Source organism: Diaphorobacter sp. LI3 (assembly GCF_022807955.1).
Lineage (GTDB): Bacteria > Pseudomonadota > Gammaproteobacteria > Burkholderiales > Burkholderiaceae_C > Diaphorobacter > Diaphorobacter nitroreducens.
The window spans coordinates 1163035-1181760 of sequence record NZ_CP094346.1 but is presented as its reverse complement, the minus strand read 5'-3'; the positions used below and the strand labels follow the sequence as shown (position 1 = coordinate 1181760).

The window sequence follows — 18726 nt, the reverse complement described above, 5'->3', positions numbered from 1 at the left end:
GCGCTTGGCGGGCCGCGCCAGCCCCGCCCTTGTCCTGCCCCCGTGTTTGCCTTTCGGGCCACGCCCGGAACGCCCTTGACCTGAAGGTTCCCATGTCCGATTCCAACCCCAAGAACGCCCCCGCCAGTGCCTACCGCGGCACGCTGAACATGCCCGACACGCCCTTTCCCATGCGCGGCGACCTGCCCAAGCGCGAGCCGGGCTGGGTCAAGGAATGGGACGACAAGGGCATCTACAAGAAGCTGCGCGACGCCCGCAGCGGCGCGCCGAAGTTCATCCTGCACGACGGCCCGCCGTACGCCAACGGCCAGCTGCACATCGGACACGCGGTAAACAAGATCCTGAAGGACATGATCATCAAGGCGCGCCAGCTCGAAGGCTTTGACGCGATCTACGTGCCGGGCTGGGACTGCCACGGCCTGCCGATCGAGAACGCCATCGAAAAGCTGCACGGCCGCAACCTGCCGCGCGACGAGATGCAGGCCAAGGGCCGCGCGTTTGCCACCGAGCAGATCGCGCAGCAGATGGTGGACTTCAAGCGCCTGGGCGTGCTGGGCGACTGGGACAACCCGTACAAGACCATGAATTTTGCGAGCGAGGCCGGCGAGGTCCGCGCGCTCAAAAAGGTCATGGAGCGCGGTTTCGTGTACCGTGGCTTGAAGCCCGTGTACTGGTGCTTCGACTGCGCCTCGTCGCTGGCGGAGTTCGAGATCGAATACCAGGACAAGAAGAGCCAGACGCTGGACGTGGCGTTCAAGGCACATGAGCCGGCCAAGCTGGCCGCTGCCTTCGGCCTGCCCGCCCTGTCCAAGGACGCCTTCGCCGTCATCTGGACCACCACCGCCTGGACCATTCCCGCCAACCAGGCACTGAACCTCAATCCCGAGCTGCCGTACGCACTGGTGGACACCGAGCGCGGCCTGTTCATCGTGGCCGAATCGCTGGTCGAGGCCTGCATGACGCGCTGGGGCCTCACGGGCCAGGTCCTGGCCGTGGTGCCCGGCGAAAAGCTCGCGGGCCTGGAGTTCGAGCATCCGCTGTACGACATGGACGCGGGCTACCGGCGTCTGTCGCCTGTGTACCTGGCCGACTACGCCACTGCCAGCGATGGCACGGGCCTGGTGCACTCCTCGCCCGCCTATGGCGTGGACGACTTCAACTCCTGCGTCGCCCACGGCATGGCCTACGATCAGATCCTGAACCCCGTGCAGGGCAACGGCACCTACGCGGCGGACTTTCCGCTGTTCGGCGGCCAGCACATCTGGAAGGCCGTGCCCGTCATCATCGACGCACTCAAGGTCGCCGGCCGCCTGCTGAACACCACCACCATCACCCACAGCTACCCGCACTGCTGGCGCCACAAGACGCCCGTGATCTATCGCGCCGCGGCGCAGTGGTTCGTGCGCATGGACGAGGGCGAAGGCGTGTTCACCGACCCGGCGCAGAAACCCGCACAGACCCTGCGCCAGATCGCGCTGGAAGCCATCGAGCACACGGCCTTCTACCCGGACAACGGCAAGGCCCGCCTGCGCGACATGATTGCCGGACGGCCCGACTGGTGCATCTCGCGCCAGCGCAGCTGGGGCGTGCCGATCCCGTTCTTCCTGCACCAGGACTCGGGCGAGCTGCACCCGCGCACCATGGAGATCATCGACCAGGCCGCAGAGATCGTCGAGCAGGGCGGCATCGAAGCCTGGAGCCGCGTGACGGCCGAGGAGATCCTGGGCGCGGAGGACGCCAAGCACTACACCAAGAGCACCGACATCCTGGAAGTGTGGTTCGACTCCGGCTCCACCTTCTGGCATGTGATGCGCGGCACGCACCCCACCATGCACCATGACGAGGGTCCCGAGGCCGACCTGTACCTCGAAGGCCATGACCAGCACCGCGGCTGGTTCCACAGCTCGCTGCTGCTGGCCAGCGCCATCTTCGGGCGCGCACCCTACCGCGGCCTGCTCACGCACGGCTTCACGGTGGACGGCCAGGGCAAGAAGATGAGCAAGTCGCTGGGCAACACGGTCTCGCCGCAGGAGGTGAGCGGCAAGCTGGGCGCCGAAATCATCCGCCTGTGGTGTGCCGCCACCGACTATTCGGGCGACCTGGCCATCGACGACAAGATCCTGGCGCGCGTGGTGGACGCCTACCGCCGCATCCGCAACACGCTGCGCTTCTTGCTCGCCAACGTGAGCGACTTCGACCCGGCCCAGGACGCCGTGCCGTTCGAGCAGCTGCTGGAGATCGACCGCTACGCCCTCTCGCGCGCGGCGCAGCTGCAGCAGGACATCCTGGCGCACTACAAGGTGTACGAGTTCCACCCCGTGGTCGCCAAGCTGCAGCTGTACTGCTCGGAAGACCTGGGGGGCTTTTACCTCGACGTGCTCAAGGACCGCCTGTACACCACGGCGCCCAAGAGCCTGGCGCGCCGCAGCGCGCAGACGGCGCTGTACCAGATCACCCATGCCATGCTGCGCTGGATGGCGCCTTTCCTGTCCTTCACGGCCGAAGAAGCGTGGAAGGTGTTCGGCCAGTCCGAGACCATCTACCTGGAGACCTACCAGACCATTCCCACGGCCGACGAGGGCCTGGCCGCCAAGTGGGAACGCCTGCGTGAGATCCGCGACGCGGTGAACAAGGAGATCGAGACCGTGCGCGCTGCCGGCACCGTGGGCTCGTCGCTGCAGGCTGTGGTCACGCTCACTGCCGCGCCCGAAGACCATGCGCTGCTGGCCAGCCTGGGCGACGACCTGAAGTTCGTGCTCATCGTTTCAGCTACACATTTGGTAGCTGGCAGCGCCCTGCAGATCAGCGTTGCGGCCAGTTCCGATGCCAAGTGCGAGCGCTGCTGGCACTATCGTGCCGACGTGGGCCAGAATCCCGAGCACCCCACGCTCTGCGGGCGCTGCGACAGCAACTTGCATGGCGCCGGTGAAAACCGGGTGCACGCCTGATGGCGCGCGCCGCCGTATCCCGCAGCGCCAGCCTGTGGCCCTGGTTGGCCTGGGCCGTGCTGCTCGTCATTGCCGACCAGTTCACCAAGACGCTGATCCTGGGCTACTACCGCCTGGGCGACGCGACCTACGTGACCAGCTTCTTCAACATCGTGCGGGCGCACAACACCGGGGCGGCGTTCTCCTTCCTGGCCGATGCCGGGGGATGGCAGCGCTGGCTGTTCACGGGCATTGCGCTGGCAACGGCGGTCTTCATCCTATGGCAGCTGCGCGCCCACCCGGGGCAGAAGCTGTTCTGCTTCGCGCTGTCCAGCATCCTGGGCGGTGCCATCGGCAACGTGGTGGACCGCCTGCAGCATGGCTACGTCGTGGACTTCCTGGACTTTCACCTGCGCGGCTGGCATTTCCCGGCCTTCAACGTGGCCGACTGCGCCATCACCGTGGGCGCGGCCTGCCTGATCCTGGACGAACTGCTGCGCGTGCGCCGCGCCGGCTGAAGGCATCCCCCTGGGCGCCGTGGCGGCGCCCGATCACGGGTATGCTGCACTGTTTCACGGTTCCACGGGACCGTTTTAAGGAGTTCTGAGCCCGCCCATGAAGCACCTGCTGAATCTGCTGGCCGCCATTGCCCTGCTGGTGTGGGGCATCCAGATGGTGCGCACCGGCATCCTGCGCGTTTTCGGCGCCAATTTGCGCCAGCTGATCGCGCGCGGCGTGCGCACGCGGCTGCTGGCCGTGCTCTCGGGCATAGGGGTGACGGCGGTGGTGCAGTCCAGCACCGCCACGGCGCTGATCGTGTCGGCCTTCGTGGGCCAGGGCATGATTTCGCTGATGGCGGCGCTGACCGTGATGCTGGGCGCCGACGTGGGCTCGGCGCTGATGGCGGTGGTGTTTTCCCTGGACCTGTCCTGGCTCTCGCCGCTGTGCATTTTTGTCGGCGTCGTGCTGTTCGTCGCACGCCAGGACGCCAAGCCGGGGCGCGTGGGGCGCGTGCTCATCGGCCTGGGCCTGATGCTGCTGGCGCTGCGCCTGATCACCGAGTCCACGCTGGTGCTGACGCAGTCAGAGGTGGTGCGCGCCCTGCTCATGACGCTGACCAGCGACATCACGCTGGAGGTGCTGACCGGCGCCATTTTGGCCGTGATCTCTTACTCCAGCCTGGCCACGGTGCTGCTGGTGGCCACGCTGGCAGGCTCGGGCGGCATTCCCACCGAGGTGGCACTGGGCCTGGTGGTGGGGGCCAACCTGGGCAGCGGCGTGCTAGCCGTGCTCACCACGCTGCGCTCCAGCCTGCAGATGCGCCAGGTGCCGATCGGCAACCTGCTGTTCAAGATGGTGGGGGCGGTGGTCATGATTCCGCTCATCGGCCTGTGGCATACCCATATCCAGGCCCTTGTGCCCGACAAGGCCGGCCAGGTGGTGCTGTTTCACCTGGCCTTCAACTTCATGGTGGCGCTCTTGTGCCTGCCCATCGCCGGCCACATCGCCACCGCGGTGAAGAAAATCACCCCCAAGGAGGAGGTGTCGGCCGCGCTGTCGCGCCCGCACCATCTCGACGCCTCGGCCCTGTCCACGCCCTCGCTGGCCATCTCCTGCGCCGCGCGCGAAGCCCTGCACCTGGCCGACCTGGTGGAGACCATGCTGGGCGGCCTGAAGACCGTGTGGCAGACCGACGACCAGAAGCTGGGCCAGGAGCTGCGCGCCCTGGACGACCAGGTGGACAGCCTGTACTCGGCCATCAAGTACTACATGACCAAGATCTCGCGCTCCGAGCTGGACGAAGGCGAGGGGCGGCGCTGGACCGAAATCATCAGCTTCACCATCAACATGGAGCAGATCGGCGATCTGGTGGAGCGCGTGCTGCAGGACGTGGAGGACAAGAAGATCAAGAAGGGGCGCCAGTTCTCGCACGCCGGCCTGCAGGAAATCAATGAAATGCACGACCACTTGGTGGCCAACCTGCGCCTGGCCATGAGCGTGTTCCTGACCAGCAATGTGCGCGACGCGCAAAAGCTGCTGGAGGAAAAAAACCGTTTCCGCGAGCTGGAACTGGCCTACGCCGCAACCCACCTGAACCGGCTGGCGGAAAACACCATCCAGAGCATAGAAACCAGCTCGCTGCACATCGACATCATCAGCGACCTCAAGCGCATCAACTCGCTGCTGTGCTCGGTGGCCTATCCGGTGCTGGAAGCCAATGCCGCCATCCGCCCGCTGCATGCGAAGGCGGCAGGCGCCCCGGCGATGCCCGACGAGCGGCTGTAGTCAGGCGCGCCGGGCGTAGCGCTGCGCCAGCACCGCGCACACCATGAGCTGCATCTGGTGGAACACCATCAGCGGCAGCACGATGGCGCCCGCGGCCTCTGAGGGGAACAGCACCTTGGCCATGGGTACGCCGCTCACCAGGCTCTTCTTGGAGCCACAGAACACGATGGTGATCTCATCCTCCTTGGAAAAACCCAGGCGCCGCGCCAGCCAGGTGGTGGCGGTGAGCGCCAGCCCCAAGATCACCGCGCACACCACCAGCAGGCCGGCCAGCGCGGGCAGCGGCAATTCGCGCCACAGGCCGCCCACCACGGCTGCGCTGAATGCGGTGTAGACCACCAGCAGCACCGAGCCCTGGTCCACGTACTTGAGCGTCGCCGCGTGGCGGCCAATGAAACCGCCGATCCACGGCCGCAGCAGGTGCCCCGCAACGAAGGGCAGCATCAGCTGCAGCATGATGCGACCGATGCTGCCCAGCACGTCCTGCTGCACCGTGCCCGAGGCCTGCGGCAGCACCACGCCCACCAACAGCGGCGTGATCACGATACCCAGCAGGGTGGAGGCCGAGGCGCTGCAGATGGCCGCCGCCATGTTGCCACGCGCCACCGCCGTGAACGCGATAGCCGACTGCACCGTGGCCGGCAGCACACACAGGAACAGCACGCCGGTGTACAGCTCTGGCGTCACCAGCGGCTGCAGCACCGGCCGCAGCACCAGGCCCAGCACCGGAAACAGCATGAAGGTGCTGGCCACCACCAGCAGGTGCAATCGCCAGTGGCCGATGCCTGCGATCACGGCCTCGCGCGACAGCTTGGCGCCATGCATGAAGAACAGCAGCGCCACCACGCCCACGGTGGCCTTCTCGAAAAACGCGCCCACGGCGCCGGATGCAGGCAGCAGGCTGGCCAGCGTGACGGTGGCCACGAGGGCAAGGGTGAAGTTGTCGGGCAGCAGACGGGAACGGGCCATGGTGTGCGAGGAGCGGTGGAGAAAGCGTGCCATAGTGCGGCGAGCCTGCCGGCGCAGGCATGAGGCCTGGATTGTCGGGCATGTGCCCCTATGGCGTCGGCGCGCCGCATGTTCTCCAGTCCGCTGCACAGGCAACCGCCGCGGGGGTGCTTCACTAACGAATGAAATCGCTGTCTAACGCTTGTCCATTATGCGGTAACAGCTATTGTTTTAATAGCAAATCACCAACCATAGAAACCGGCCAGCACCAGCGCCGCCTCCGGCGTGAACGCCCCTCGGGCCAGGCGCTCGTGCACCTCGCCATGGGTCAGGCATTCGAAGTGCGCCACTTCGCCATCCTGGTTCACCGGCACCACGCCCTCGGGCAGGGTAGCGTGGAACCAGTCGATGCGCTCCACCATGTAGCCGATGCCACCCGCCTCGCTGCTGGGCTGCGCAAACTGCACCTGGCCGCCGGCTGCCAGGGCCTGCAATTGCTCCAGGCGCAGCCCGGCCTCCTCCCATGTCTCGCGCGCCAGGGCTTCATGCAGGCTGTCGGCCGCGGACACCATGCCGCCCATCAGCGTGTCCCACTGGCCGGGGTTGTTGGGCTTGGTGAAGGAGCGCTGCTGCACCCACAGGGCGCCCCCCGCCGTGCAGCCCACCAAGTGCACGGCCTGCGTGGCCAGGCCCAGCACGCGCACGGCCCCGCGCTCCACGGTCGCCAGGCGCCGGCCATCGGGCGTGCACACGGCCAGTTGCTCGTCGCGCCAGGGGCCGCAGCAGCCCGCCGTGCGCAGCGCATGGGCCAGCGCATTCAGCGCCGCCGTGGCCTCCTGCGCCGGCAGGGCCCAGGCGGGTTGCCCTTGATGCTCTATTTGTGATAGCTGCCAGCGCTTGTCCAGTAACCTCTGAATGCCAATCTGATCAAAAACCGCGGCATCCACCGACCCCACGCACTCGCGCCCCAGCAGCAGCGGCACGCGCGGTGCCACTGGCGGGCAATGCGCCTGCCGGCGTGCGGCGGCCACCCAGGCGGGCGCCGGCTGGCTGGGCGCCGTCATTCCAGCGTGAGGATGGTGGAGCCCGTGGTCTTGCGCGCCTCCAGGTCGCGGTGCGCCTGCTGCACGTCGCGCAGCGCATAGCGCTGGGCAATGTGGATCTTCACCTGGCCGCTGGCCACCACGGCGAACAGGTCGTCCGCCATGGCCTGCGTGGCCTCGCGCGTGGTGATGTGGCTGAACAGCGTCTGGCGCGTGACGTACAGCGAGCCCTTGGCGCCCAGCATGCCGGGTGCGAACGGCGCCACGGGGCCCGACGCGTTGCCGAAGCTGGCCATCAACCCGAAGGGACGCAGGCAATCCAGCGACTTGTCCCAGGTGTCCTTGCCCACGGAGTCGTACACCACCTTCACGCCGCGCCCGCCGGTGATCTCCTTGACCCGGGCGGCGAAGTCTTCCTTGGCATAGTTGATGGCATAGGCCGCGCCGTTGTCCAGCGCCAGCTGGCACTTGGCGTCCGATCCTGCGGTGCCGATGAGCTGCAGGCCCAGGGCCTTGGCCCACTGGCAGGCGATCAGGCCCACGCCCCCCGCGGCCGCGTGGAACAGCACGAAGTCGCCGGGCTCCAGCCCTTCGACGGGGCGGGTTTTCTTCAGCAGGTACTGGGCGGTCAGGCCCTTGAGCATCATGGCCGCACCGGTCTCGAAGCTGATCGCATCGGGCAGCTTGCACACGCACTTGGCGGGCATCACGCGCACTTCGCAGTAGCTGCCGGGCGGCTGGCTGGCGTAGGCCGCGCGGTCGCCCACACGCAGGTGCGTGACGCCCTCGCCCACCGCCTCGATCACACCCGCGCCCTCCATGCCGATGCTGGCCGGCATGTTCAAGGGGTACAGGCCGGTGCGGTGGTACACGTCGATGAAGTTCAGGCCCACCGCGCGGTGGCGGATGCGCACCTCGCCCGGGCCGGGCTCGCCGACCTGCACGTCAACGATCTGGAGTTCTTCGGGGCCACCGTGCTGGCGGATCTGAACGGCGAGGGTCATGGGAATGGGTCTCCTGGAATGATTGCAAGCGAACGCCGCAGATGCTGCCATGATTTGCCAGCCCTTGCCGTGCGCGGGACACACACGGGAGGACGCCGACTGTCACGTCTTTCGCTTACAGTTGCTGCCCCTATGACCCAACGACTCTCACCGGGCACGATTGCGATGCTCGTGGCCGCGCCGCTGCTATGGGCCGGCAATGCCGTGGTTGGCCGCGCGCTGAACACGCTGATCCCGCCCATCACCCTGAACTTCGTGCGCTGGCTGCTGGCGTTTGCGCTGCTGCTGCCGCTGGCCTGGCAGGTGCTGCGCCCCGGCAGCCCGCTGTGGCCGCACTGGCGCCGCTATGCGCTGCTGGGCCTGCTGGGCATCGGCAGCTACAACGCGCTGCAGTACCTGGCGCTGCAGACCTCCACGCCGCTGAACGTGACGCTAGTGGGCTCGGGCATGCCGGTATGGATGCTCATCATCGGCGCGCTGTGCTTCGGCGTGCCGGCCTCGCGCAGGCAAATAGCGGGGGTGCTGCTGTCGGTGGCCGGCGTAGTGCTGGTGCTCAGCCGCGGCAGCTGGGAGCAGTTGCTGGCGCTGCGCCTGGTGCCGGGCGACCTGTACATGGTCGCGGCCACCATCTCCTGGTCGTTCTACAGCTGGCTGCTGGTGCGCACCAGCGAGCCGCGCGAACTGCGCGGCGACTGGGCGGCCTTCCTCATGGCGCAGATGATCTTCGGACTGGGCTGGTCGGGCGCCTTTGCGGGCGTGGAATGGTCACTGGGCGCCACGCAGATCACCTGGGGCTGGCCGCTGGCTGCTGGCCTGGCCTTCATCGCCGTGGGCCCGGCCATCCTGGCCTATCGCTTCTGGGGCGTGGCGGCGCAGCGCGCGGGGCCGGTGGTGGGGGGATTCTTCATCAACCTCACTCCGCTGTTCGCGGCGGTGCTGTCCACGGTCTTCCTCGGAGAAGCGCCGCACCTGTACCACGCCCTGGCGTTCGCGCTGATCGTGGGTGGCATCGTGGTGTCGTCGCGCAGGGCCTAGGCCGGCGCGCGCACAGGCGTTAGTGCGCTGCTGCGGGTTGCGCCTGCGGCGCGTCGCCGTAGCGGGCTTGCAGCGCCTCCACCGGCATGGGGTGCGCCAGCAGGTAGCCCTGGTACACGTCGCAGCCATGCAGCGCGAGAAAGCTGCGCTGTTCCTCTGTCTCTACCCCCTCGGCCACCACTTCCAGATCCAGGTTGCGCGCCATGCCCAGGATGGTCTGCACCACCACATCGTCGCTGCGACTCTCGCCCAGGTGGTGCACGAAAGTGCGGTCGATCTTCAGTCGATGCAAGGGCAGCCGCGTGAGGTAGGCCAGTGAAGAGTAGCCCGTGCCGAAATCGTCCACGGCGAAACGCACACCCTTGGTGCGCAGCTGGTGCATTTTGGCGATGGAGTCTTCCACGTCCTCCAGCACCAGGGATTCGGTAAGTTCCAACTCCAGCCGGTGCGCCGGTGCGCCGCTGCGCAGCAAGAGTTGCGACAGCTGCTCCACGAAGTCGGGGCTGCGGAACTGGCGCGCGCTCACATTCACGCTCAGCGACAGCTCGCGCAGCCGCGGCGATGCCTGCCAGCGCGCCAGCAGCTCGCAGGCGCTGGCCAGCACCCAGCGGCCCAGGGGCACGATGAGCTCGCTGTCCTCCGCCACGCCGATGAACTCCGCAGGCAGCACCAGGCCGCGCTCCGGGTGCTGCCAGCGCAGCAGCGCCTCGACCCCCACCACGGCGCCGTCGCGCGTGAACTGGGGCTGCAGGTGCAGCAGGAACTGCCCTTCGCGCAGCGCATCCTGCAGGTCCGACTCCAGCCGCGCACGCGCGCTCAGCGCCACCTGCATGCGAGGGTCGAAGAAGCACACCGCGTTGCCGCGCTGCGCCTTGACCTGGTACATGGCGATGTCCGCCTGCTTGAGTACTTCGGCCGCAGTCTGCAGCACGCTGCCGAACAGCGCGGCGCCCACGCTGCAGCTGCCGTGGTAGCTCTGTCCCGCGATCGGATAGGGCTGCGCCAGCAGTTGCACGACCTTCTCGGCCACGGCGCGCACCTGCTCGCGGGCGCGTTCCGCCTCGGTCGCCAGGCCGGCCAGCAGCACCACGAATTCGTCCCCGCCCAGGCGCGCCACGATGTCGCCCACGCGCACGCCGCTTTCCAGGCGGCGGGCCACCTGCTGCAACAGGTAGTCCCCGATCTCGTGGCCCAGGGTGTCGTTGAGGGTCTTGAAATGGTCCAGGTCGATGAACAGCACCGCGCCATGCGTGCCCGTACGCACCGCCGACGCGCTGGCGTCGCCCAGCTGATCCAGCAGGAGGCGCCGGTTGGGCAGGCCGGTGAGCTGGTCGTAGAACGCCAGGTGCTCCACCTCGGCCGTGGCCAGCCGCAGGTCGGTCACGTCGTGGTAGATGATGACCACGCCGCCATCGGCCGTGGCGCGCTCGGTGATCTGCACGTAATGGCCGTTGGGCAAAAGCTGCTCCACCCCGCCTCGCGGCGTGCACTGCTGCTGCAGGCGCTCCTCCACCCACGCGCGCTTTTCCTCCGCGCTGGCGCCGGGCAGGTGGTAGTGCACGGTCGTCTCCAGTACGCGGCGAAACGGTACGCCCTCCCCGATGGTGCTGACGAGCCAGGGGAACATCTCCTCGAAGCGCAGATTCCACTGCACCACGCAGCGCTGTGCGTCCAGCAACACGAAGCCGCTCACCATGGCTTCGAGCGCCTGGTCCAGCGTGGCCTTGGAGCGCGCCACCACCCGCCGCGCACTGTGCATGCGCCGCAAGTACAGGGCGACCACGCTTCCCGCGGCCACCACCGTGGCCGCAAACAGCAGCGCGCCGAACAGCACCGTCAGCGCCTCCTGCCGCCAGCCCGCCAGCGCCGCGTCGCGCGGCAGGCTGACGGTGGCCCACAGATCGGGGTAGATGAGCGGACGCGCCACCACCATGGCCGGCTTGCCCGACAGCCGTGCGCTGGCCTGCCATGCGTGCACGCCATCGTCCGCGCCGCCTTCCTGCAGGGCCGGCGCTGCGCGCTCCTGGCGCTCCACGGTCCCCTGTGGCGCCTCCACGCCCAGCAGCAGCACGCCTTGCGTGCGCTCCAGCGTCACTTCCATGTCGGGAACCTCCAGCCCCTGCATCAGCACCGCCACCAGTGCTTCCGTCGGCACCTGCGCGACGACCAGCAGCGGCGTGCCGTCGCCCATGCGCAACTGGCGCGCCATGTACAGCACCCGCTCGGAACTGGTAGGACTCACCACGGGTTGGCTGACGGACAGCGTGGCCACCGCGGGCGCGAGGGCGGCCGCCAGGAAGCCCCCGGGCAGCTCCACGCCGTCCAGTTCGCCGGTGGACGCCGAAGATGCCAGCACGGCACCCCGCGCGTCCAGCAGCGCCACGTAGCGCAGCAGGAGGTTCTGCCGCGCCACGCCGCGCAGCAGCGTGTCGGCCGCCGCCACGTCAAGGCCCGCACGGTCGCGTGCGCGCAGGGCCAGCAGCTCTTCCGTATGCGCCAACAGCACGTCGAAAGAGAGCAGCGTGCGGTTCATGCCCGCCTCCGCCCCCGCGGCAAAACGGGTGACGCGCGCCTCGGCAACGTCCAGCGCGTCCGCGCGCGTATGCCACAGCAGCACGGCCACCGCCACCGCCAGCCCTGCGAGCAGCGCAGCCACCACCCCCCAGGTGATCAGGTGCAGGCGCCTGCCGGGCATGGGCTTCATGGCTGCACCGGCGCACTCATGCGGCGCGCAGGACCGATGGTGCGATCCCAGATATCACGGCAGCGGGCTCCGCAGCGCCGGACCCAGCGCGGCAGCACCACGGTGTTGAAGATGGTCTCGCGCCGCGCCTCGTCCTGCGCGCGCACCGGCACCAGCGCCATGGCGCCCTGGCGCCCAGTGGTGCAGCTGGGGCTCCCGACATTGCAGGCCAGGCCCTGCTCGGTCTCGCCCTGGGCACTGAGCCACACGGCCGTCTCCAGCTTGGGCAGCTCGGCCTGCAGCAGCTGGCGCAGATCGGCGGGCAGCGCCTGCCAGGCCGCGCGATTGGCCGCAAACACCGCCATGCCCCAGCTGATGGGCATGGGGTAGAGATAGGCCGCATGTGCGTGCAGACCGAGGATGTTGCCCGACATGCTGGCGGTGACGGCGCATTCGCTGGCGCCCGTCTCCATGCTCTTGACCACTTGCGCGAAGGGCACGCGCTGGGGCTTGGCGCCCAGTGCCGCAAAAAAGTCGCCCTGCGCGGCCGAGGACACCCGCACATGCCGCCCGCGCAGGTCATCCAGGCCCAGCAGCGGGTCCTTGCAGAACAGCACCTGCGCCGGGTAAACGTAAACCGCCAGCAGCTCCACGCCATGCTCCTCGCGCAGGGCTTTCTCCAGGTACGGACGGAAGGCCGCGAGCGAAGCGCGCAGCGTCGCCAGGTCCGGATTCAGCCCCGGCAGGTCCACGGCGGTGTACTGGGGGTACTGTGCCGACAGGGAGCTCATGAGCACCGTGCCGAAGGGCACCACGCCCAGTTGCAAGAGGCGCAGCATCTCCATGCCCGGAACGCCGGCACGGTCGAAGGGCACGATATCGGCGCGGTAGCGGCCCTCGCTCAGGCGCGGCAAATCGCGCGTCCAGAAGGGCGCCTCCAGTTGCGTGTACTGCGTGACGCCGGCCAGCCCTCCCACCACGCGCAGGCGCAACGGCGCGGCATCGGCCGCGGGCGTGTCCGGCGCGCCGGCGTGCGCGGCCGCGCACAGCAGCGCCGCGCTCCACAAGGCCAGCCGCCCGCGCAGTGCGGGGCAGCGCATCCGTCGTCCCAGCAGTTGCATGCAACACCCTTTCGGCACCTGAGCCCTGCAGCCGCCCGCCCCCATCGCGGCGCGGGGCATGGCGGTCGGTCGGCGCGTTCTCGCCCGTTGTGGTCTGGCGCGTCCCTCAGAAGGTGCCGGGATAGGCACCGCCGTCGGCCAATACGTTCTGCCCCGTCATATAGCCCGCGTGCACGCTGCACAGGAAGGCGCAGATTGCGCCGAACTCCTGCGGCGTACCGAAACGGCGCGCCGGGATGGTGCCTTGCTGGGCGCGGCGCACTTCATCGAGGCTCTTGCCGGTCTTGCCGGCCGCGGCCTGGAGGGTGCCCGCGAGCCGGTCGGTATCGAACTTGCCCGGCAGCAGGTTGTTGATGGTGACGCCCTGCGCGGCAATGGCGCTGCGCGCCACGCCGGCCACAAAGCCGGTCAAGCCGCTGCGCGCGCCATTGGACAGGCCCAGGATGTCGATGGGGGCCTTCACTGCGCTGGAGGTGATATTGACGATGCGGCCAAAGCCCCGCTGCGCCATGCCGTCCACCGTGGCGCGGATCAGTTCGATGGGCGTGAGCATGTTGGCATCCACCGCGCGCATCCAGGCATCGCGGTCCCACTCGCGGAAATCGCCGGGCGGGGGGCCGCCGGCGTTGGTGACCACGATGTCGAAGTCCCGGCCCGGCCCGCCAGCTATGGAAAAAACGGCTGCGCGCCCCTCTGGGGTGGTGATGTCGGCCGCCGCAGCCAGCACCGTGGGTTGGTTGCCATTTTGGCCTCTACCGCCCGACGCATCTGCGCCAATAGCTATCAAATCAGAAGCAGTGCGCTGCAATTCACCGGCATTGCGGGCGTTGATCACCACGTTCACGCCCTCGCGCACCAGCGCCTCGGCGCAGCCGCGGCCCAACCCCTTGCTGGCCCCGCAGACCAGCGCCCATTTACCCGCGATACCCAGATCCATACCGTGCTCCATCGCCGCCGGAGGCGGTTCCTGCAAAACAATTTGAAACGATCATAGTGGACACTGCCCACACCCGCATCAGGACCACCGCCCGCGTCGAACACCGCGCGGGGCACGAAAACCCGTCCTCCGTCCCAGGGAATGACTATCAACCGAACCGTCAGACGCGCGCGGCCATGACGGGTGTTGCACCGATCATGCCTGTGTGCCGCCATGCCAGGGCCCGCGTGCTGGAAGGCGATTCTCTTAGGCGCGCCTGAGCAGCGGCTGCAGCGCCGTCGGGTGCCACCCAGGCAGCCGGCGCTGGCCTCCAGTACCTGCTCCTTCTGCGCGTTCACCCGATGCGTCGCCGCACCAGCCCGCCACTGTAGACGAGATACACCGCATCGCCCGCCAGGAAGACCGGCGACCGCGCCATCGCAGCGGGTGCCACTGCGCGGCCGTTGCCGGCGCGACACACGGCCACTTGGCCGGCAGCCTCATGGAGGCAGAACCTCCGCGCTCGCCGGCAGGCCGGCATGGGCCCTTCCACCAAGCATCCCCAACCCTTCCAGCGCTTGTCGCCCAAGCGCCACCAGCGCCCCATGTAGGAGCATCTGCGCCACTACCCCGTTGCCGCCACGCATAAAAAAAAGCGCCCCGGAAAGGGCTAGCCGTTCTGTTAAAGTGTTGCTAAGAAAGCTGTAATGGCTCAAAATTCCGCCCTAGTCAACGACTAGGGCGTTTCTTTGTCCAAGGAAAAATCTCATCCAACTTCAGTAAAGCCGACTAAGTGGCCGCCTAGATTTCCGCCGGCCGCGGCGGGTATTCAAGTCAATCACTGCAAGAACCCCAAGTGCGGTAACTTCGGCGTACCGCCCAAGCTTGCGGTTGCCCGAGGCGGGGCCGGTACTCCAGCTTCTTCCGTTGGCCCAGGCGACTACACCGTGGTCGCTACCGGTAAGGACCAGCCGGCACTGAAGTGCCGCCTGTGCGAGGAAATCACCCCTATGCAGAGCAACTTGGCGATTGCCGAGGAGCTTATGCGCATGTCGGAGTACCTTGAACCAGTACTCCCGCAGTGTCCGAACGAGGCCTGCTCTCTATCGGAGGGGGCGCCATCCCTTGAGAATGTGACTCGCTTCGGCACCAACGCCCACGGAACTCCCCGGTTCAAGTGTGTCGGCTGCAAGAAGGCGTTCTCCTTCGGCGGCCGGTCAACCAAGCGCCAACGTCGCAGTCACTCCAATCGCGATATCTTGGTGCATCTGATGAACGCCATGCCGCTGCGGCGCATCATCAAGGTCCTCGATATCTCCCCCAGCCAGCTATACGACCGCATCGACTTCCTCTATGAGCAGGCCCAGATGTTCGCCGGCGAGCGTGAGCGAACCCTCATGGGACGCGACGACCTAGGCTCAAGATATCTGTCGGTTGACCGGCAAAAGCTGGTGGTGAACTGGCACTCTAAGAAGGTGCGAAAGAACACACTTTTGCTGTCCATTGCAACGGCCGACCAGGCTACGGGCTATGTGTTCGGGGTCAACGTCAACTTTGACCCTGCGCTGGACTCTGCTGACGTAGAGAAGGACATGGTTCGCTTTGGCGACCATGCACTTGCCAGAGCGTTTCGCCGCTACGCGAGAGTCTGGCTACCGGCTGATTGGAATGCTGCGGCTGAGAGGGCGGCGCCTCGCGGAGGTACCTCCCGAAAGCCTATGGAATCGGTCATCGAAGAGACGTACGACGCAGCCTTAGGTCGCCCCGATATAGAAGATGGTGAAGGCCCCGCGAACTCATCCCGTGCCCCCGTAAAGGGCATGCTGCTGCATGAGCAAGTGGTGATGTACGCCCACATCCAGCTTGTCACTCGACTGCTCTGCCGTGCCAAGAAGATTCGCTTCTTCACAGACCAGGAGTCGGGCATACGTGCGGCCATTCTGACGGCCGTGCCGAAAAGGGTTCTGGACCGGACGGCTGACGCTTTCTATGTCAAGGTGCTCAAAGATATGTCAGTGGACATGAAGCGCGCGCTGGTTGGTGCAACCAAGCGGCGTCTGGCGCGCTTAGCGGAGAAATACGGGGTAACCCCTGAGGCTGCAGAACTTCTGGCTGCCGAGGAAGAACTGGCGCGCATGGTTGCCATCGGCAAGTGGGGGGACCGCTGGTTCCGCCATCCCATATCGGAGATGCGTGAGCCTGAGAAATCCGTTTGCTGGCTGACCGATATCGACCCGGTCGAAACCGAACCGGACAAGCGTCGGCTCCAGCTTAGCCACCAGGCGCTACTGCACCTGAAAGCCACCCTTACCGCTGTCGACCGCTTCTTTATGCAGGTCCGGCGAGGCCTCACGCTGGCAGAACGCGCGGTGGCCAGCGCCAACACCGACCGACGTCTCTGGTTCGGGAAGAGCGCCTACAACCCCGAAGTCCTGGTGAAGGTGCTCGGCATCTTCCGGACGTACTTCAACTACTGCGAGGTTGGCCGGGACGGGAAAACGCCGGCAATGCGGCTGGGGCTGGCGCGCGGACCCATAGCGCCCGAAGACATCATCTATTTCACTCCCGAACCGCCCGAAAGACGCCGCGCGCCTGCCGCTCGGTCGCTCAAGCCCTCCGGCCCCGTGGCTCACGCAAGCGAGTCACTTGCCGCGTAGGACCCGTAGTTCGAGGTGAGCTTGGTCCGCAGTCAGGGAGCTCACTCGCACTTGGTAGACAGAGAGGGGGGCTCCCGATTCAGGCCCCGAGGACTCTTCCCATTCGGCTACACCCCCTTCACCCTCGCCGCTCACCGAGGAAAGGTACGGGCTCCGCCCTGTGCAGGCCAGCACTACTGCCGGGGCTAGGGTCATCCGCGGCAGAATACCGGTTGGTTTGACCCAATTTGTTACTTCAGCGCCTCTGATAAGGACACGACAAGGCTGGCTGCCATTGTCTCGCCAAGCCTCAACGCTCAGAGAGACAGTCCGATTGCCGTATGCCACGGGAGTGCTGCCCCTGAAGTCCGGAGCGGGCTCGTCGTTGCAGGCAGTGAGGAAGCTGGCGGCACACACGAGCGCGACGCCTAGGGAAAGGGGCTTGAAATTCAGCATGTCCCTTATAGCGACCAAAGAAACGAAGCCCCTCGTGCCGAAGCAGAGGGGCTTGAATCAAGGGCTTAGCAACACCTTAACGGAACGGCTAGCCGGAAAGGGGCGCCTTACGAGGGTTGCCCTGGCACATGCCAGGGCGGCCACCTGCGTCAGTCCTCGACGAACGCTTCCTCGCGCTTCTTGCTCACCGCGGGCAGCAGCACGATGACCAGCAGCAGGGCCGCGGCCGCCAGCAGGCCGGCAGAGATGGGGCGCGTGACGAACACGCTCCAGTCACCACGCGACAGCAGCAGCGCACGGCGCAGGTTTTCTTCCATCATCGGGCCCAGGATGAAGCCCAGCAGCAAGGGAGCGGGTTCCACCCCCAGCTTGTAGAACAGGTAGCCGATGACACCGAATCCGCCCACCATCCACACGTCGAATGTGTTGTTGTTGGTGGAGTACACCCCCACCGCGCAGAACAGCACGATGGACGGGAACAGCCAGCGATAAGGCACGGAGAGCAGCTTGATCCACATGCCGATCAGCGGCAGGTTCAGGATCACCAGCATGGCGTTGCCGATCCACATCGAGGCGATCAGGCCCCAGAACAGCTCGGGGTTGCTGGTCATCACCTGCGGGCCGGGCTGGATATTGTGGATGGTCATGGCACCCACCATCAGCGCCATCACGGCGTTGGGCGGAATGCCCAGCGTCAGCAGCGGGATGAAGGAGGTCTGCGAACCCGCGTTGTTGGCCGACTCGGGAGCCGCCACGCCGCGGATGTTGCCCTTGCCGAACGGCACTTCGCCGGGATGGAGCTTGGTCTTCTTCTCGATCGTGTAGGCCGCAAAGGCCGACAGCAGCGCGCCGCCGCCGGGCAGGATGCCCAGGGACGACCCCAGGGCCGTGCCGCGCAGCATGGCGGGGAGCATGCGTTTGAAGTCCTGTGCCGTGGGGAACAGGCCGTGCACCTTGGCGGCAAACACTTCGCGCTCGTCGTCGGGCTTGGACAGGTTGGCGATGATTTCGCCGTAGCCGAACACGCCCATGGCGATCACGGTGAAACTGATACCGTCGGTCAGCTCGGGGATGTCGAAGCTGTAGCGGGCCACGCCGGAGTTCACGTCCGTGCCCACCAGGCCCATCAACAGGCCCAGCACGATCATGGCGACGGCCTTGAGCAGCGAGCCCGAAGCGAGCACCACAGCACCGATCAGGCCCAGCACCATCAGCGAGAAGTACTCGGCGGGGCCGAACTTAAAGGCCACTTCCGTCAGCGGGGGCGCAAAGGCCGCCAGGATCAACGTACCCACGCAGCCCGCGAAGAACGAACCAATGCCGGCAGCCGCCAGTGCCGGGCCTGCACGGCCCGCGCGCGCCATCTGGTAGCCGTCGATCACGGTCACCACGGAGGACGACTCGCCCGGCAGGTTCACCAGGATGGCGGTGGTGGAGCCGCCGTACTGCGCGCCGTAATAGATGCCAGCGAGCATGATCAGCGCGGCCACGGGCGGCAGCGCATAGGTGGCGGGCAGCAGCATGGCGATGGTGGCCACGGGGCCCACGCCGGGCAGCACGCCGATCAGCGTGCCCAGCAGACAGCCGATGAAGCAGTAGATCAGGTTCTGGAACGTAAACGCGACGCCAAAACCCATCGAGAGGTGTTCAAACAATTCCATGGTCTAGATC

The 18726-nt window shown here is 67.0% G+C and carries 12 protein-coding genes; 5 read left to right on the top strand and 7 right to left on the bottom strand.

The genetic code is table 11. From position 1 onward, the window contains the following. Positions 1-92 precede the first annotated feature (92 nt). The 3 genes from ileS (at position 93) to MRB47_RS05500 (ending at position 5213) form a co-directional block, all read left to right on the top strand. A complete protein-coding gene (ileS, locus tag MRB47_RS05510; protein ID WP_252102127.1) occupies positions 93-2948 on the top strand; it encodes an isoleucine--tRNA ligase in 2856 nt (951 codons plus the stop codon). Beyond that, a complete protein-coding gene (gene lspA / locus MRB47_RS05505; RefSeq protein ID WP_011806510.1) occupies positions 2948-3445 on the top strand; it encodes a signal peptidase II in 498 nt (165 codons plus the stop codon). The genes ileS and lspA overlap by 1 nt, the downstream gene beginning before the upstream one ends. A gap of 97 nt (positions 3446-3542) precedes the next feature. Next, the gene (locus MRB47_RS05500; RefSeq protein ID WP_252102126.1) at positions 3543-5213 is read left to right on the top strand and encodes a Na/Pi cotransporter family protein; all 1671 of its coding nucleotides are present in this window, start codon (positions 3543-3545) and stop codon (positions 5211-5213) included. Here MRB47_RS05500 and MRB47_RS05495 read toward each other — a convergent pair whose 3' ends face one another. The 3 genes from MRB47_RS05495 to MRB47_RS05485 form a co-directional block, all read right to left on the bottom strand. Further along, entirely contained in the window at positions 5214-6182 is a 969-nt protein-coding gene (locus MRB47_RS05495; protein WP_172208152.1) for a bile acid:sodium symporter family protein, read from the bottom strand. Positions 6183-6403: 221 nt separating this feature from the next. Beyond that, positions 6404-7225, bottom strand: coding sequence for an NUDIX hydrolase (locus MRB47_RS05490; RefSeq protein WP_252102125.1), 822 nt, complete (start codon positions 7223-7225; stop codon positions 6404-6406). Then, a complete protein-coding gene (locus tag MRB47_RS05485; RefSeq protein WP_103737068.1) occupies positions 7222-8208 on the bottom strand; it encodes a quinone oxidoreductase family protein in 987 nt (328 codons plus the stop codon). The genes MRB47_RS05490 and MRB47_RS05485 overlap by 4 nt, the downstream gene beginning before the upstream one ends. Positions 8209-8340: 132 nt before the next feature. Here MRB47_RS05485 and MRB47_RS05480 point away from each other — a divergent pair, with 132 nt between their 5' ends. Continuing rightward, positions 8341-9243 (top strand): DMT family transporter, encoded by a 903-nt coding sequence (locus MRB47_RS05480; RefSeq protein ID WP_041838882.1) that lies wholly within the window; start codon positions 8341-8343, stop codon positions 9241-9243. 19 nt (positions 9244-9262) lie between these two features. Here MRB47_RS05480 and MRB47_RS05475 read toward each other — a convergent pair whose 3' ends face one another. The 3 genes from MRB47_RS05475 to MRB47_RS05465 all read right to left on the bottom strand — a co-directional run bounded on the left by MRB47_RS05475 (position 9263) and on the right by MRB47_RS05465 (position 13984). Next, on the bottom strand, positions 9263-11947 hold the full coding sequence (locus MRB47_RS05475) for an EAL domain-containing protein (RefSeq protein WP_252102124.1): 2685 nt from the start codon (positions 11945-11947) through the stop codon (positions 9263-9265). Then, positions 11944-13026 carry a TRAP transporter substrate-binding protein gene (locus MRB47_RS05470; RefSeq protein WP_252102589.1) on the bottom strand — a complete coding sequence of 361 codons (1083 nt, stop codon included), beginning with the start codon at positions 13024-13026 and terminating at the stop codon, positions 11944-11946. Before MRB47_RS05470 ends, MRB47_RS05475 begins: the two co-directional genes overlap by 4 nt. Positions 13027-13153: 127 nt before the next feature. Beyond that, the gene (locus MRB47_RS05465) at positions 13154-13984 is read right to left on the bottom strand and encodes an SDR family oxidoreductase (RefSeq protein ID WP_252102123.1); all 831 of its coding nucleotides are present in this window, start codon (positions 13982-13984) and stop codon (positions 13154-13156) included. A gap of 728 nt (positions 13985-14712) precedes the next feature. Between MRB47_RS05465 and MRB47_RS05460 the strand changes: the two genes are divergently transcribed. Beyond that, positions 14713-16620 carry a hypothetical protein gene (locus MRB47_RS05460; RefSeq protein ID WP_252100595.1) on the top strand — a complete coding sequence of 636 codons (1908 nt, stop codon included), beginning with the start codon at positions 14713-14715 and terminating at the stop codon, positions 16618-16620. A gap of 584 nt (positions 16621-17204) precedes the next feature. Here the strand turns inward: MRB47_RS05460 and MRB47_RS05455 are convergent. After that, a complete protein-coding gene (locus tag MRB47_RS05455; protein ID WP_252102122.1) occupies positions 17205-18716 on the bottom strand; it encodes a tripartite tricarboxylate transporter permease in 1512 nt (503 codons plus the stop codon). Positions 18717-18726 lie beyond the last annotated feature (10 nt).